11 protein-coding genes are annotated in these 16,796 nt (G+C 57.2%); all 11 read right to left on the bottom strand.

The genetic code is table 11. From position 1 onward, the window contains the following. Positions 1–618: 618 nt before the first annotated feature. Positions 619–1,956, bottom strand: a complete 1,338-nt coding sequence (locus tag ACNJX8_RS11155) for a glutamine synthetase (protein WP_439360643.1) — start codon at positions 1,954–1,956, stop codon at positions 619–621. Continuing rightward, complete coding sequence (locus tag ACNJX8_RS11150) at positions 1,956–3,242, bottom strand: ATP-grasp domain-containing protein (protein ID WP_439360642.1); 1,287 nt, start codon at positions 3,240–3,242, stop codon at positions 1,956–1,958. Before ACNJX8_RS11150 ends, ACNJX8_RS11155 begins: the two co-directional genes overlap by 1 nt. Beyond that, positions 3,239–4,108, bottom strand: a complete 870-nt coding sequence (locus tag ACNJX8_RS11145; RefSeq protein WP_439360641.1) for an EamA family transporter — start codon at positions 4,106–4,108, stop codon at positions 3,239–3,241. The genes ACNJX8_RS11150 and ACNJX8_RS11145 overlap by 4 nt, the downstream gene beginning before the upstream one ends. A 162-nt stretch (positions 4,109–4,270) precedes the next feature. Continuing rightward, positions 4,271–5,056 (bottom strand): gamma-glutamyl-gamma-aminobutyrate hydrolase family protein, encoded by a 786-nt coding sequence (locus tag ACNJX8_RS11140; RefSeq protein ID WP_439360640.1) that lies wholly within the window; start codon positions 5,054–5,056, stop codon positions 4,271–4,273. 29 nt (positions 5,057–5,085) lie between these two features. After that, positions 5,086–6,144: a dhydrorhizobitoxine desaturase gene (rtxC, locus tag ACNJX8_RS11135; protein WP_439360639.1), complete on the bottom strand. Its 1,059-nt coding sequence runs from the start codon at positions 6,142–6,144 to the stop codon at positions 5,086–5,088. Between the two features lie 31 nt (positions 6,145–6,175). Continuing rightward, positions 6,176–8,587 carry a 2-aminoethylphosphonate--pyruvate transaminase gene (locus ACNJX8_RS11130; RefSeq protein WP_439360638.1) on the bottom strand — a complete coding sequence of 804 codons (2,412 nt, stop codon included), beginning with the start codon at positions 8,585–8,587 and terminating at the stop codon, positions 6,176–6,178. Between the two features lie 813 nt (positions 8,588–9,400). Beyond that, complete coding sequence (locus ACNJX8_RS11125; RefSeq protein WP_164939557.1) at positions 9,401–9,559, bottom strand: hypothetical protein; 159 nt, start codon at positions 9,557–9,559, stop codon at positions 9,401–9,403. A 1,321-nt stretch (positions 9,560–10,880) separates the two neighbouring features. Continuing rightward, positions 10,881–12,764, bottom strand: coding sequence for a sulfate adenylyltransferase subunit CysN (gene cysN / locus ACNJX8_RS11120; RefSeq protein WP_439361883.1), 1,884 nt, complete (start codon positions 12,762–12,764; stop codon positions 10,881–10,883). Further along, positions 12,764–13,663, bottom strand: coding sequence for a sulfate adenylyltransferase subunit CysD (cysD, locus tag ACNJX8_RS11115; RefSeq protein ID WP_128946063.1), 900 nt, complete (start codon positions 13,661–13,663; stop codon positions 12,764–12,766). Before cysD ends, cysN begins: the two co-directional genes overlap by 1 nt. A 274-nt stretch (positions 13,664–13,937) precedes the next feature. After that, a complete protein-coding gene (locus tag ACNJX8_RS11110) occupies positions 13,938–15,092 on the bottom strand; it encodes a sulfotransferase family protein (RefSeq protein ID WP_439360637.1) in 1,155 nt (384 codons plus the stop codon). 1,175 nt (positions 15,093–16,267) lie between these two features. Continuing rightward, positions 16,268–16,453, bottom strand: a complete 186-nt coding sequence (locus ACNJX8_RS11105; protein ID WP_128946061.1) for a hypothetical protein — start codon at positions 16,451–16,453, stop codon at positions 16,268–16,270. Positions 16,454–16,796 lie beyond the last annotated feature (343 nt).

The following is a 16,796-nucleotide window of genomic DNA, read 5'->3' as shown; positions in this document are numbered from 1 at the left end:
TCTTCCTCCCTAGCGCGGGGACAGCTACGTCATTCTTTCACTGCGGAACTGGCGTAGCCGCACTAAAGTCCGGGCGCACACTCAAGCTCAAGGAGCCGATCGGCACACTTCGCTGGCCACCATCTCAAACTGGTCGGACGACCATAAATTCACGCGCGCCGCGCGAAGCGCGTACTAGTCAGCACCGATCTACGCCAGACTCGTCGTAGCCCGCGGCGGCTAAGCCATCGTCAGGTCGCGCTGCCCCCATTGATGCTGCGCCTCGCGTCCTGCGTGGCTCCGCGGCTCGGCTACAGCGTCGCGCATCACGGGCCTCTTCGGCTCGTCCTCTGAGCATAATCGAGTTTGCCTTCCCTCTTGAAGAAGCCGAGCACGTCTTCATTGATGCGAATGGAAATGGTGTTGTTCGTTGCTAGAATTACCTAGCATCGCAAACGCAATCGCGGTTGCTGCCACAGAGCAGCTAACAGCAGACCTCCTCAGCGTCCCAAGATCCTCACTTAGCGAGTAAGCACATTTGCTCTGTATGACGTCCAACATCAGCGGCACAGATAGCCGCAGTAGCCCCGCCGGCATCGGCCAGAGAGAATGAGGTTCAGAACTGTCGAAGAGCTCAAGCTAAATGATCTCGAAGTATCTTTGACGTTCAAAGTCGGTGACCCGATGTTGAACGGCTTCCCACTCCCAACGGCGCGAGCAAGAAAACGCTTCAACAAACCTTTCTCCGAAGACATCACTGGCCGCTGCAGACTGTGCAAACCGAGATGTTGCCTCTGATAGGCTTTGAGGCAGCCTCGCGGACGAACGACACATTTCCACGCTTGCATCACCGACGATCGAAGCTGGTAGTGCCGGACCTGTCTCGACGCCCAATATTCCCGAACCAATCGCACATGCGAGCGCGAGATATGGGTTCACGTCTGCGCCAGGCAGCCTATACTCCAGGCGATGGGCAGATGGCTCTCCCGGAATGGCGCGAACCGCGCAGGAGCGGTTGTCAACTCCCCAGCTTGGACAGATTGGTGCCCAGGAGCCAGGTACCAATCTCTTGTAGCTGTTGAAGTTCGGCGCAGCGAGCACACAGAACTCATTCATGTATTCTAGTTGTCCGGCGATGAATTGCCTCATAAGATCGGAGACGTTGCCGAACGCATCACCGTCGTAGAACACATTTTGACTATCCGAGGACATCGAGATGTGAATATGACCGGACTGGCCGGGCCATTTCTCGGAAACCTTGGCCATGAATGTAGCCATCATGCCTCGCGTTTGCGCCCAGGCTTTTATCATCGACTTGAATATGGTTGCTCGATCGGCAGCTTCCAGCGCATCACAATGACGAACTGACGCTTCGACCACGCCAGGTCCCGTTTCAAAGTGTAGTCCGCTGAGAGGTATTCTAGCCTTCTCACAAAGCGCCAAGATCTCATCGAACAGCTCATGTTGTGCGACAGAGCGCGCAATCGAGTAGCCGAACGGGCCGCGCGTTAAAGGAGCCCATTCGCTGAACGGCTTGTCTTCAATCGTGTCTGCGTTCTCCTTAAACAGCATAAATTCAAACTCGAACCCGGCAGTGCAGTCGTATCCGTGGTCAGCAGCCCTTCGCAGGACCTTACGCAGAACACCGCGCGGACAGATGTTCTCATGTGCGCCCGCGAACTCCGCGAGATAGAGATATTGATCGCCGAGATGAGACACCGAACGGCCGGTGCCTGACAGAATACGCAGGTCAGCATCTCCGAACGCCGATAGCGGCTTTGGCGTGAAACTGGCCGGAATGACCCGGTCCGTACAATCCCACGCCAGCACCGCTTCAGAGAACTTGATAACTTTATCTTCACCCGAGAGATCTTCACCTAAGACGTGTTTGCCTCGCAGAACGCCATCGAAGTCGCTTACGCCGACCATCGCCGCGCGGGCTGGATTCGCCCCGGTCAACCTGGGATCAGTTGGCATCAGTCACGATCCTGCATCACTAAATCGAACACCTGGTCCATCCGCATTGCTCGCAACTTGCGATAGTCGTTCTCAAGCTGAGTCAAGTCGCTATTCACGAGATAAACGATGCCTGGTGTCGACGCCAAGTCGATCGTGGGAACTAGCTCTTGACCAATCGGAACGAATGCAATGGCATCCGCGAAGCTCGGGAGCTGGCGGATTGCTTCGAGTCCCGGGTAACCGGCAACGACACCGCCCATATCTGAGATCAGCGAGACGCAAAGTGCGTGAGCCTGCCTCTCGTAGGGACCGCGCAGCCGCATATATTCACCAAAGCCCTTGGGATCTGCGTAGCGCCAGGCTGTCAGGGTCATATGGTTGTGCCCCAACGCCATCGTTCGTGCTTTTGCCGACATGGTCCCTTGAAGCCTCGCTCCGAAGTCCACCAGAACCGGTCCCCGATGATCGACGATGATCTCAGCATGAGCCGGCCCGTCGACGATCTGTAGTGCCTGCAACGCACGCACCAAGTAGTCGGACAGTTCCTGAACGATTGGTTCGCTGCCGCCCAACAATCTCTCAAGTGAGCAGACCGATGATGCCCTCTCAATCGGAACCGTGTCATAGGTCCAGGCCTCCGTAACGAAGGCTTCCCCGTCGATCGAGACGGCATTTACGGTATATTGCTGGCCGTTTATTTTTTCTTGCCCAAGGGCAAAACGATTCAACGCTCCGACACGGTTCGTCTTCCCGACAATTGCGCTCACAGCCCGCTGAATATCAGCATCTGTCGAGCAAAAGAACACATCCTCGGTACCCGTACTGTTCAGCGGCTTGATCACGATCTGATCGAACTTCGCTTCACGCTTCCAGCTCGCGATCTCTACAGGACTGTCGGACACGACTTGTCTGATCGATCGCACGCCTGCAAAGGTCAGCGCGCAAGACAATCGCGCTTTGTCACGCCGAGCAGCGGATAGCGCAGTCCCATTTGATGGTAAGCCAAGCCGCTCCGACAGAGAATCGGCGAGTTCAACTCCGGTCTCGCAGCCCGCGATAACGAACTCCAATTCCCGGCCATGGAGAGCCTGAAGATGATAATCAACGATGTCGTCATATCCCATGCGCTCGCTGGGGCGAATGACTTCATCATAAAGATCCGCATTGAAATGCGATTGGAATATGGGCGGAATCTGTGCAGCCGACATCACATGCACCGTTCCAATTCCATAGCGCTTGAATTCTTCCGGTAGGTATCGGCCGGTAGAGTATGCGTCTACGATTACACAATTCCGTTCTTTCATGCGGATCTCCGATACTGCAAGTAGATGTTTCCGACAGCGACAGCCGTAATGAGAGCATTTCCTATGAACGTATGTAACGAAGGCACGATGCGAGAATCGAAGTACTGGAACAGGAAGGTGATGATAGGGGCGGTGGACAGGACCATGTTGACGGTGAAGGGCTCTACTCGGCGAATGCCCTGCTGGATCAAGAGCAAAGGAACAATGATCGTCGACAGCCCAATTGCCGCGATCGCAAACCAATGCTGCGAGATCTCACGCACGATAGATGAATGATCGACCAGTCCCAGCAGCAAGAGAATCGTTCCATAAAAGCGATGCGCCAGGACTTGTCGGCCAGAAAACCCAAGGTCGAACAGCAGTTTGACAAGTATATTTGTAAGGGCCAGCGATAGGCCGGCCACGATTGCCAAGACGATGCCAAAGGACGATCGAGCCCCCCACTCCACGCCTGCGTTGCCGCTGGCCGAGATCCAAATCATGTAACTTCCGATCGTTGCGATCGTAACGCTCACGACAATATCGGATGCTGGAGGGGCACCCTGGCGCCTGATCAGTGCGTTTAACCACACTGTTGCGGTAGGCCCCAGCGCCACCATGAACGCGACCACGATCGCAGGTTCAGCGTATTTCAGTCCGATAAATAGGCCGATCCAGTTGATTGCTGTCACGACATTGAGCGCGACGAAGACCAGGAGCGACCCTTTTGCCACCGTTGCCTCGCCTCCCTCGTGGCAAGCCAGGAGATTGAACATCAGACAAACCACAGCGAAGGACAGCAGGAGCGCGACGAACACATCCGCTTGCTGAAAATACGACGCCGCATAAACCTCGCCTGCCGCGCTCACGACGACATAAAGCGCCACAAATAGAACTCCTAGAGCGAAGCGATTCGCCAATCGCCCAGTCTTCCTGTTCCCGCGAGGCGGCGCACGGCCCTCGCAGGACCGGACGCGTGCGTCGGCTCCGAGGGAGTGTCCTTTCGACGTGCACGGACCGCGTTTGGTTTGAAATGTCACAACCCGCCTCTAGTTCTTCTTAGTTCGGTAGTACCCAACACACGCCTCTCCAAATGCCTTGAATAGTTGCTTGCTGAGGAGATCGGTTGAGACGTGCCATTCGGGGTGCCATTGCACACCGATTTGGAGGGTCGGGGCGCCAATAACCGAAGCCGCCTCGACCAAACCGTCAGGCGCCCACGCCTCCCGCCTCAGCGCCGGGGCAAGCACCTCGATGCCTTGATTGTGCAGCGAGTTGACTTGCGCTTCGATCGTCCGCGCGATTGGAAAGAGCGCGCCATCGGAACATATCCTGACGCTGTGCGCGGCGTCGTACTGACGGTCTCTTGGACGATCTGGCTTCTCGGCATGCATCGCGCCACTTTCCGGCCTCCACTCCGCAAGCGATGAGCGGAGCGTGCCGCCGAAATAGACGTTGAGTTCCTGAAGCCCGCGGCAGATGCCCAGAATAGGCATTCCGAGCGCGATGGCGCTCTCTATGGCTACGGCAGAGAGCCTGTCCCGCGGACGGTCAAGGATCCCAACATCAACGTCCTGCCGATCAGCCTCCATCAAGGACGCAGGCGCTCTCATGACGGCGGGGTCGATGTTCGACTCATCACCTGTCAACACCAAGCCGTCTAGCCGGCTCATGATCGCCGGGGCGACCTCCTCGCTCGCATCTTCGGCGTCGACCGTCGGCAATATGACGCAAGCCAATCCCGCATGACGATTGAGTGCCTGCAAGTACTTGCGCCGCAACCAGTCGCGATGCACACCATCGACCAGAAGACGATTCGAAGTGACGCCGACCACGGCTCGGGTGCTCTCTGGCCGTAGCAACGTCACGCGACCTGCCCTCGCGCGCGAACCTCGGCAACGGACTGCTCATACAAGCGTCGATTTCGCTCTTTTAACTGAGCTATGACGCTAGGTTGACCTTGAGGTCCCTTTACAAAGAGCCCACCCCAGGTCGCGGCAACCTTCGCATAGTTCGGATCCTGCATTCGGATTTTCTGCGCTTTGCGCAACAGCCAAAACGGGATACCGGGCGAAAGGTGATGCTCAAGGTGGTACTCATCCAGATTCTGTCCGAGGATGGCCCGCTCGAGGAAACTTCCTTTCCGATTCCTGGTGAGATAGACGTTCTGCGTCTCGGTTTCGCACATAGGTGAGTGCTCAGCGAGCTCGATAAACCAGCCGAGGACCTGAAACGTGGTGAGATAGGGCACGATCCAAAACAGGACGACGATATGCAGCAGCCCAAGAGCATATGACCCGGCCAGGATACTGATCCAGAAGAGATAGAATCCATACTTGTCGATAAGTATGCCTGAGCGGCTCTGATCCTCGGCATCTGTGATCGAAAACCGATTGGTCCAAAGATACTTCAGATACGCGACTGTCGCGCCGCCGAAGATCGGCTTCCAGATCATGTTGAAAGCGTACCGCTCCGGAGGCTGCACGTCGTAAACGCCGCTGGCCAGGAAGAACTTCAGGTCGGGATCCTTGTCCGGGTCCCCGAGATAGGGATGATGCAAATAGACGTGCGAGATCCGGTAGGCCCAGTGGCGCTGGAACAGGGGATAGGAAGCGAACAGAATGCCGAGGACGTAGTTCCACGTCGTGTTCTTCGCGAGCGTCCGATGAGCCGCATCATGCGCGATGGTTGTCAATCCGCGCTGATAGGCGCCAATCAGAAGGACGGCCAGCGGGTAGAGCCACCATGAGACCGACACAGTTGCGAGCGTACACGCGGTGATGACAGCGTAATCTTTGGCAATATAAGCCGCTCCCGTTATGTTGTCGGGCCTCAGCTCGGAGAGCTGCCTATTGATTTCTCGGCTGAATTGAACGGCCTCATAGCGTGATGACCTCAATTTCCAAGCGTCTGCTTGATTCATGAGAACCTCCTCCTGATCGCCTTGCAGGTTGTCAGATTGCGGAAAGCGCCTTGTCCAGATCGCGCAGGATGTCGTTGACATCTTCGATGCCGACGCAAAGGCGGATCGAGCCGCCAAATATGCCGGCGGCTTCGCGCTTTTCCCGCGGGACGGTGGTGTGGGTCGTCGAGACGGGATGGGTCACGAGCGTGCGGGCATCGCCTACATTCGAAACGTGATACATCAAGTCGACGTTCTGGATGAACTTGCGCCCGGCTTGTTCGTCCTCCACTTCGAACATGACCATCGCCCCGTGTCCGTATGCAGCATTTAGTGTCTGTTCAACGGTTTCCCGATCGGCGCCTTCAAAGAGCCCCGGGTAGAAGACACGGCGCACTTTTGGATGCTCCTTGAGAACGTCAGCCACGATCCTGGCATTCGCGCAGTGCTGCTTCATGCGAAGTGGCAGCGTTTCAAGACCTTGGATCAGTTGAAAGCTCGCAAACGGCGCAATCGCCGCGCCGGTATCGCGCAACCAGGTCATGCGAGCCTTGAGAAGAAACTCGCTCTTTCCAAGATCGTCGACATCGCGCACCGCATTATGCCAAACGATTCCGCCATGCGCATCGTCGGGACGGTTGAACAAGGGAAAGCGAGAGGCTCCCCGGTAGCTAAACTCGCCGTTGTCAACGATCAGTCCACCGAGCGTCGTGCCGTGGCCGCATATATATTTCGTTGCGGAGTACGTCGTAATAGCGGCGCCAAGATCTGACGGCCGGCATACCAGTGGCGTCGTCGTATTGTCCACGACCAAGGGCACGCCGTACTTTCGGCCGATCTCCGCCAGCTGTTTGACGGGGAGCGGAATCAGACAGGGATTCGAAATTACCTCTCCGAACAGGCATATCGTGCGATCATCAATGGCACGTTCGAACGTCTCGGGCCTTCGAGGATCCGCTGTCCTCACGCTGATCCCAAGGCGCTTTAGTGTGTTGTGGAGCAGGTTCCAGGTATTGCCATACAGATACGGAGAGGCGACGACATTGTCCCCTACCTCGCCACTTGACAGGTTGACGATAGCAAGGAACGTCGCCGCTTGACCTGACGCAACGGCGAGCGAGTCGCTTCCCGTATCGACGGCAGCGTAGCGCTTTTCCAGCGCGCGGGTGGTCGGATTGATGATCCTGGTGTAGGTGAACCCATCGGCCTTGACGTTGTAGACGTCAGCAATGTGGTTTAGATCGCCATCGAGTTCATAAGCCGTATTCTGGTAAATTGGCACTGCGACGGCTTTCGTCACCGGGTCGCGTCGATAGCCCGCATGCAGAACAGCAGTCTCGGCGGAAAACGGCAGCCGCGGGTCCTCAGCCGCTCGAGCTGGCATTTTTACGCGAGCCCCGCATGCCTCTTGGCCCGACATCGGCCTTGCTGACCGAGCCTGACCGGACCGGAAATATGTACGAAAAGCGCACCCCAACTGCTCGATCCAGCTGGATTGGATTTCCCCAATGCAACCAACGCGAAAACTCCGCGTCGCAAGATGGAGCTTCGAGTAGACGTAAAGGTTATGGGCCGCCAAGTGGCGATACAGCCCATCGAATCCTGCCTGGTCCACGATTCCGGACGGTGCACTGAACGCGACGCAGACCGGCGACTGCAAGTCCGCGGACAGCAGCGGAGACACCACTCCTTCGAGTTCTTTGACGATATCGTCCCGGACCTTCTCGTACCTGCAGCGCCTGGCATCGATGCCCTCCTCGTGCAGAATCTTCAGGGCCTTTGTTGTTGCCTGAACTATGTGGGTTGGAGGGGTCGATCGCCATTCACCGGTGCGCTCGAGCGAGAGCCATTGATCTCTCACGTCGAGCACAAAAGACCTCGGTTCTTGAACCGCGTTCTCCAGCAGCTCGCGAGACGCGATGACAAACGCTACTCCCGGCGGCCCTTCTATGCACTTGTTGCTCGACGTGACCAGGACGTCAGGTCCACGCTGGCTCAGGTCGATATTAAGGGCGCCGAAAGAACTCATCCCATCGATGATGGTCTTTACGCCACGTCGCCTTGCCACCTCCACGATCGCGTCCAGCGGATTGACGATTCCGGTTGTCGTCTCACAATGCACGAAACATAGGTGCGTAACGCCAGGATTTTGGCTCAGATGCTCGCCAATTTCTTGAGGATCCAAAGGATCGGTCGCTCGCTTGACAAGCTTCAGTGCTTCGACGCCCCACAGCCGCAAAATTTGCAAAATGCGCTCGCCATAGATGCCGTTTATGCAAACGAGCGGCCTGTGGGCTCGGGACACAAATGAAGAGAGAGCGGCTTCCATCGCAAAGGAGCCACCTCCCTGAATAGGCACCACCGAATAGTCATCAGCATTTCCTAGCAAGTTGAGCATCAGCCGCCTCATGCAGGCGGTCACTTCCTTGAACTCGCAATCGCGCGATGCGAGATCAAGCTGCATCTGGCTCCTGACCGCCAGCGATAACGACAATGGACCAGGCGTCAGCAAAGAGCGCTGTCTTGTCAAGACCATTCCTCCTCAAGTTGTATTGGTCAATGGATCTGGAGTACGTCCAACCTACCAGGGAGCCCCTGTGGCGAGCGTCGATTTCCTGGGTTCAACAGCTTCGGGTCAAACGCCATTGATCGCGGGCGCGTTTCTGGTCGCTGTCGAAAACCGTCGGATGACAACCTCCATATCTCATCCCAGATGCAGAACGATCCTTCACAAAGCTCCTCACTGACACCATTCAGACCTCCCAGAAATTGGCTTTGCCACCGCGCTCTCGAACGCAATTGGCGCCGACGCGCTCTCTCATCCAGCCATCACGCATGCGCAGGCTTGAGCGCGGTCGCCTTCTTGCGTCACGAAGCGTCAGGTGGGCCGACCGACTTACGTGTGAACCTGCGCCATTCAGGCAAACTTGACGTTAGGAAAAACGATTCAGTCCGATCATCGCCCCCGGATGCAGATCAAGGCATGGCACACTTGATGATCGTCGTTGGCAGCGGGAGTCTGATGCGTGGGGCTCGTCACTTGATGCATTCGCACTCCGTCGCGCGTTGAAGGGTTTGGGACGCTGATGACTGTCGTTGTCCATTTCGAGATCGTACAACTTGACGTTAGGGGCGTTTCAACCCTCTCCGGGGATTTTCTCGCGTGAATTTTTCACGACCTACTCCCATCTGGCGGCGACAAGCCGACGCAGGCAGCAGAATGCGGAGATTCACAGCGAGAGAATCATTTGAGAGTTCGACATCAGGACCGTCGGCATTACGCCTGCGAGCGCGCTACCTGCAGGTAAGTGATGGCCCAATCTTCCCCTTCACGTACGATTGCTCGCCAACCGCAGATGGCGCCGAGCTTCTCCCCCGTGCCGGCGAGATCCTCCTGGATGCTGGTGCCCAGAAACTGCACGCCCTCGTCGCACATGACTGCCGCTATCACGTCGTTGCGCTTGAATGGAGCGGCCTCGGCAGGCTGTGGTCGAGTCCGGCTTGAAGGCAATTGAGCGATCTTGGATCGCTGGCCGCTTAGCAACGATCAGTTCGACACCTTTCGGCGAGTCGTCGTGAAGCAGAACATGTCGTCCTGCTTTGCTAGGACTACGTCGAGCCGACTCCAGATGAGTGGCACCTGTCCCTCTCTGAAAGCGATCGCTAGGCTGGCAGCATGTCTCGGTTCTGCGCGCCGCTTGCGGCGAAACGTCTCACGGATCAATCATCGCCGTGGTGAGCGTGCCGTTGTGGACGGCTGGTCCAAAGCCTGAGCCCCAAGGTGAGCCGGAGTTCTATCGCGTCGCGGCACTCAAGGAGCGCAGGTACCTCGGCCGTGAGGCGCTCTGGTTCGACGGATCGCACCTCCGAGCCGTTCTGCTCGCGCTGGCTCCTCTGCAGCGCTCCTGCTCGTTGATGGCGAACTCTCGTTCGACGCGGTCTACCGCGCGGTCGAACAGGTTGACGGTTGACCAGAGCAGATCATCGCGCTTGTCGCTTGCCATGGATGAGCTCCCTTGCCTTTTGGGCCGCGCCCCACGGCCGCTTTTTGTGGCAATCAACGACGGCAGGCGGAACGGAGCAGAACCCGAAGCGCGGCGGAGGTCCTAGCGCAGCGCGGGATGGCTAAGGTTCGCGGCTGCTTTGTCTCGCAATGCGAAGGCGCGGGGCGTAGGCAGGCCGTGCCGCCGACGAGCTGCGGGCCAAAAGGAAGCAGGTTTCCCGAAAGCTGGCATGGCCGCGACATCAGGGAGTCTAGCCGACTGCTACGTTCAGATTGGTCAATATACTGAAGCAAGCGCCCGCTCGCCGGATGCGGCCAGGCTCGGAAAACCGAGGCCCCCTCATACTGCGCCAGAGATCGAAGCCGGCCGAGACGCTGCCGGGCTCGGTTTTAACGGGAGCTCGGCGTGTCGCTAGCCGCACGCGCAGCAAGACGCGCCAAGCGAAAAACTCAACTTGCTGGAAGTCGGACTTCCTCTCTGGCCTTTGTCATCGCGTCGTAGATTCTGATCTGGAGCATGGGACGGCGTTTCTTGAGCTCCTCCGCTCCCGCCCATGCTCCATCTCTGCTCGCGTACTCGGTTTTGAATTGGCCATCCACTTCGAGCACATAACCGGAAGCGGGCAGTCGACGAGTGGGTGCGACCATTTTGTTCTTTTAGAGCCAAAAGTTCGATCGCAGCCCGCCTGAGCTGAATCACCTTGGCCGAGCCAGCAGGATAATGTGCGAATCGATGGTGCTACACGAGGGACATCTAACTACCAAGAATTGAGCGCGCCATCAAGACATCCACTACCGCTTCCGCTGAATGCTCTAGGGTCTGTTCCATGGTCCTGAGATGAACCTCCGGTGTTGTTGGTGCTTCGTAGCACGAATCGATCCCGGTGAAGTTCTTGATCTTGCCGGATTTCACCTTTGAATACAGGCCTTTTGGGTCTCGCCGCGCGCATTCCTCGATCGGCGTATCGACAAAGACTTCTATGAACTCTTCCTTGCCAACCAGGCTGCGCACCCTGTCCCGTTCGGCCCTAGTGGGCGAGATAAACGAGCAGATCACGATCAAGCCGCTGTCCGCCATCAACTTGGCAACTTCGCCGACACGCCGGATGTTCTCCACGCGGTCCGTCTCCGAGAAGCCGAGGTCCGCGTTCAATCCGTGCCGAAGGTTGTCTCCATCCAGCAGCATGGTATGCCGCGACATCGCAAACAGCTTTTGATCAACGAGGTTGGCAATCGTCGACTTTCCCGCGCCAGACAGGCCAGTGAACCAGATGACGCAAGGCTTCTGATTCTTGAGCGCGGCGCGCTCCCTCCTGTCCACGGATAGCGCTTGCCTAGCAATATTGGTGGCCCGCCGCAGCGGAAAGGCAATCATGCCGGCCCCGACCGTACGATTCGTGTAACGATCGATGACGATAAATGATCCGGTCTTTCGATTGACGTCGTAAGGATCGAATACTGCGGGCACTGCGGTCGCAACATCGCAGAAGGCGATCTCGTTGAGGGAAAGCGTCCCGGCGGCCAGATGCTCACTAGTGTTGACGTCGATCCGATGCCTAATTGCGGTAATGCTGCCGGACATCGTCTGCGATCCAATCCGCAGGACGTAATTGCGTCCGGGAGCGAGCGGCTCCTCGTCCATCCAGATCACATAAGCGGCAAACTGGTCGGCGACCTTCGGTCGGTCGTCCGGTCGCGACAGAATATCGCCACGACCGATATCGATTTCGTCTTCCAGTGTAATGGTAACCGCATCCCCTGCTTCGGTGCCGACAAGGTCGCCATCGTGGGTCACGATCCGCTTGATGCGCGTGGTCCGTCCCGACGCAGCGGCAACGACTTCGTCTCCTGCCGAGATCCTCCCGGAAGCCACCGACCCGGCGTAGCCCCGAAAATCCGGGTTTGGCCGGTTCACCCATTGGACCGGAAAGCGGAAAGCCTGGCTTGCGGTGCCGGACTGGATGTCAATGCTCTCCAAATGCTCGAGCAAGCACGGACCATGATACCAGTTGGCATGGGCGGAGCGGTCCACGACGTTGTCGCCGTAGCGGGCCGAGATCGGGATCGGAACGATCGAGGTGAAGCTGAGACCGCCGGCAAAGGCCAGATAGTCACGGGCGATCCGATCGAAGCACTCCTTGTTGTATGCGACCAGATCGATCTTGTTCACTGCCAGCACGACATGACGAATACCGAGCAGCGAACAGATAAAGGAGTGGCGGCGGGTCTGAACCATCACGCCTTTGCGGGCATCGATCAGGATGATGGCGAGCTGAGCATGCGAGGCGCCGGTAGCCATATTACGGGTATACTGCTCGTGGCCGGGAGTGTCGGCCACCATGAAGGAGCGCCGCGGCGTCGTGAAGAAGCGGTAGGCGACGTCGATCGTGATGCCCTGCTCCCGTTCGGCCTCCAGCCCGTCCACGAGCAGCGCGAAGTCGATGTCATTCCCGGTGCTACCGTGCTTGACGCTGTCGCGTTCCAGCACCGTGAGCTGATCGTGGTAGATCATCTTGCTGTCGTGCAGTAATCGGCCGATCAGCGTCGATTTGCCGTCGTCCACCGAGCCACATGTGATGAACCGCAGCTGATCCTTTGTCCTGGCCGGGACCAGTTCCGTTGTCGGCTTTGTAAGCATCAAAAGTAGCCTTCCCGCTTCTTCTTCTCCATTGAAGCGGCTTCATCGGTATCAATTAGGCGTCCCTGGCGCTCCGACACAGTCGTAGTCTGCATTTCTGCGACGATGTCTTCGATCGTGGTCGCATCGGATTCAATGGCCCCGCTCAAAGGATAACATCCAAGCGTGCGGAAGCGGATCATCCGCATGTCCGGCGTCTCGTCGCAGTTAAGCGGCAATCGCTGGTCGTCGACCATGATCGTCGCACCATTTCGACGCACTATCGGTCTTTGTTTTGCGAAGTAGAGCGGAACGACCGGAATCTTCTCGAGCATGATGTATTCCCACACCTCGAGCTCGGTCCAGTTTGACATCGCAAACACGCGCATGGTTTCGCCCCGGCGGATCCGTGTGTTGAACAGGCTCCAGAGCTCCGGCCGCTGGTTACGGGGGTCCCATACGTGTCCGGCCGAACGGAAGGAGAGTATCCGTTCTTTTGCGCGACTCTTTTCCTCATCGCGCCGCGCTCCGCCAAAGGCTGCATCAAATCCGTGGAGGTCGAGCGCCTGCTTCAGCGCGTCGGTCTTCATCACCTGGGTATGGAGCGCGGAGCCGGAATCGATCGGATTGATCCCGCGCGCGATGCCCTCCTTGTTGACATGGACGATCAGGTCGAGGCCGAGCCGCCTGGCTGTCGCGTCCCGGAAGCTGATCATCTCGCGGAACTTCCAGGTTGTATCGACGTGAAGCAGGGGAAAAGGCAATTTCGCCGGATAGAACGCCTTGATCGCAATGTGCAGCATCACGCTTGAGTCTTTTCCGATCGAGTAAAGCATGACCGGCCTTTTGAACTCGGCGACCACATCACGCATGATTTCAATCGATTCAGCTTCGAGGCGGCGCAGATGTTTCGGCAGCATATGTCTTCTTTCGATGCAAGATCTCTGTTCTTCGCCGTTCTATGGCTCCAGCCTAGAGTGGGAATATCCGCGCGGAAGCGGCTGGCCAAGACGCATGGCTCGTCCATGAGCTCAAGCCCCGTTCGACAGCAGACTTGCAGACGCGGGAGCATATCGCATTCCGCCGCTGGTGCGGCCGGCGCCTGCGTCACACCTGATTGGGAGATCAGCTCGTGCGGGTTAAGGATCTTGGCTAAATCAGCCAGCGTGTTTTGATCGCCAGCATTCAGATCCCCTAGGGGATATTGAGGATCTGATGAAGCCGCGCGACCTCGCCTCGCAACATCTCGATGGCCGCGTCGCGGTTGCGAATGGCATCCAGCCCCGTAGCTCGATCAGCTTCTGACGCCAACAGCGCCTGTTGCAACTGGGCAGCCGTCGTGTGGACCGACTCTCCAGCGTGAGATGGGCCGGATAATGCTCCCGCCTTGGTACTTCGCAAATCCCACCAGGTTCGGAAAATCTGACGATAAAGTTCGGTTACCTCGCCTCCCCTATCCAGGACTCCGGCTTGCTGTGCATGCAGCAGTTCCTGCTCATATCCGAGTTCCAGCAAAAGCTCGGCGCCCACCAGATCGGTCACGGTTTGCATCTCTTCGACGCTTAATTGAGATTGCCATGCCTTGACAGAGCTTTGGTCGACGGCGTTTCGTTCCAGGATTTTTCGGTCTCCGAAGCTGCTCGATCGAAGATAATCTGCTTGTCTCATCCCCGACGATTCGACGACCGCTGGATCACAGCCGAGCCCCGTCAACAGACGCCCGGTTTCCTCGTCCGGATTTGTCACGAGCAGTTCGTATTGCACGAGCTGTGTCTGCGGACGAGTGCGGTGCGCGGCGAGCTTGGGAAGGCCCAGAACCAAATCGGCGAGTGAAGTTATGACGGCGTCGGGCAGACGGAGCATGAGATCGGCGAGAGCGGACACGCTGACCGAATGCGAGCTTTCTGCCCGCAGTGGGATGCCCCACGTCGATTTCAGTGAAGCGGCGATGGCATAGGGATTGCGCATCAGAAGTATGTGTGGCGCTTCTGGATAGACAGATTCAAGAAACCCAAGCGCCGACCAATAGCGTGGTGTCTTGTCTAGGATGATGCGCTTGCCCGCTTTTGCCAGATACTGATCATATGCTGCATCGGCAAAAGCGCGGCTGGCGATCGTGCGATCTATCCGCTCCAGGAACTCGGCGGTCGCGGCCTCAATCAGTGAGCTACCCGCCGGATGGCGCTGATCCACCCTGCCAAATGCTTCAAGCGCCAGCATCAACCAGGGTTCAGGCGGAGCCAAAATGTCTGGATGGTGCTGGAGCAAATGCGCCAGGAGTGTCGTCCCGGATCGTGGAAGACCGAGAAGAAAGCACACCGCAGGCGAACGGCCAAAACGTCCGCTCATCGTTCAGACCCTCGTGCTTGAAAGGCGAACCCTGTTGGCGCTCGCTCGATTGAGCGAAACAAAACCACCCGCAAAGCGCTAAAACGACAAGAATTTTGTCTGCCACTCATGACTTGAGAACCGATTAGTTCGATCGATCGGCGGGGTTACAGAAGGATAACTGCAATCGCCGCCTCGATTGCTCTACAGTTGAAACGAAGTCAAGCGCCAGCTCAATTGCACGAAGATTGATTGCGGATATGGGAAGGTTGGAGCGAACTATACGGACGTTTGCCGAAGAACGCTCGCGGCACATGGAAGGTTAATACGTTTAGTCACAAGCTGCCTGTTGCTGGGGCACTGAAGACATAAATGCGACATGCACCTCGCTGATGATCGGCATACACCAAACAAGTTCGGCAAAAGAGCGGACAGCTCGGCGGGTGCGGCAAAGAAGCAGACCATGTCGTGGACATCTCACTTGGCAAGGTGCAGCAATCTTGTCAGCGCGTATCGCTGCCGTTGGTCCGCCAAGACACACTGAGCCATGGCTCCGGCCGGCCTGTTGTTCGCAAGCCCATCCGCCCGAACTGTACCAATGATTTGATTTACCTGCTCTTGCAGCGTTGTCCCTCTTTCTAATTCGCGCGAAGTAGATTGGTATGAGCTGCTGCCGGTTTGATGGACACCGAGTTAAGCGCGCCAGAACAGTGTCCTCGCGACCGCTGGCGCGGGTGGCGGGACTTACTGCGAGTGATCCCGGCGTGAGCTGAAGATGCTCATCGCCAGCCATCGAATCGACTTCAGCTGGATCCGTTCGGGTCGCGCCTCGCCGTTACAGTTGCCATCGTGCCTCTCGGCAGTGACCCGCTGCTCTTCTTCGCACATTCAATGGCGCCGAGCGCCCTGCTAGACAATTTCCAGCCGGCAAATCTTCGAGACAGAGCTATGGCTATGACTAAGTCTTCACTCGCGATCATACATCGCAAGCGGCCTTCGTGGTCGAAACCGCCTTCCAAGACACTGCATCAAAGATGAGGAGGCGCTGGAGCCCGTTCCGCGACATTGAAAGGCCATCCAGCACGTGCGTGAAACACTCTCTCAGCGCGGATCGGCAAAGCTAATTTGCGACAAAATTTCTCTGGCCATAGAGGGCGGCCCGCGAGCCGCCCTACAGTAGCCAGCGTTGCTCAAAATTACCGCTGATGTCCGAGTCCGATTCCGAGATTTAAGGCCTTCTGGCGCAGCGCGCCGACGCTGCGTTTGGTCATTTTTGCTATTTTTATGACCGGGGTCCGAGCCTTCGAATGGACTTTGAGCTCTTTGATATCTGCCTTCGTCCACTCGCGCCGCTTAACGCGTTTCTTGGTTGCTTTTCTCACGATGAATGCTCCTTTTGAGACGAGCGGCTTGTAACATAGTTTTTTCGGAGGGACGATCGTAAAAAAGAGGCAATCATAGGAACTCGCGCCAGGGTATAAGCTCGGTCATGTTTTCACGCGGCGTTGGCGGGCTTCGTTACAATTGAATGCAGCCCCCAAACGACGCCTTTCTATTCGAAGCTATGCACGTAGACTAACATGTTCTGGAATGAGCAAGCCAAGCGCGATGAACCTGAACAGCTCCAACTCGGGGAGGTTCGTGATTCGTATTACGCCTAGAGCGATCAAACATCGAGACCCCTGTGAGACATCGTTGGGTCTCATACTATGGTCGCCTTATGAC

The organism is Bradyrhizobium sp. SPXBL-04, from assembly GCF_051853035.1.
Classification (GTDB): domain Bacteria; phylum Pseudomonadota; class Alphaproteobacteria; order Rhizobiales; family Xanthobacteraceae; genus Bradyrhizobium; species Bradyrhizobium zhanjiangense.
Note: the sequence above shows the minus strand (reverse complement) of the source record. Positions and strands in the feature narration are given on the sequence as shown.

Bases quoted from the DNA above. Each gene is read 5' to 3' on its own strand.
- ACNJX8_RS11130 (WP_439360638.1), bottom strand. From the start codon at position 8,587: ATGCAGCTTGATCTCGCATCGCGCGATTGCGAGTTCAAGGAAGTGACC.
- cysD (WP_128946063.1), bottom strand. From the start codon at position 13,663: ATGCTGCCGAAACATCTGCGCCGCCTCGAAGCTGAATCGATTGAAATC.
- ACNJX8_RS11125 (WP_164939557.1), bottom strand. From the start codon at position 9,559: ATGTGCGACGAGGGCGTGCAGTTTCTGGGCACCAGCATCCAGGAGGAT.
- cysN (WP_439361883.1), bottom strand. From the start codon at position 12,764: ATGCTTACAAAGCCGACAACGGAACTGGTCCCGGCCAGGACAAAGGAT.
- ACNJX8_RS11155 (WP_439360643.1), bottom strand. From the start codon at position 1,956: ATGCCAACTGATCCCAGGTTGACCGGGGCGAATCCAGCCCGCGCGGCG.
- ACNJX8_RS11110 (WP_439360637.1), bottom strand. From the start codon at position 15,092: ATGAGCGGACGTTTTGGCCGTTCGCCTGCGGTGTGCTTTCTTCTCGGT.
- ACNJX8_RS11150 (WP_439360642.1), bottom strand. From the start codon at position 3,242: ATGAAAGAACGGAATTGTGTAATCGTAGACGCATACTCTACCGGCCGA.
- rtxC (WP_439360639.1), bottom strand. From the start codon at position 6,144: ATGAATCAAGCAGACGCTTGGAAATTGAGGTCATCACGCTATGAGGCC.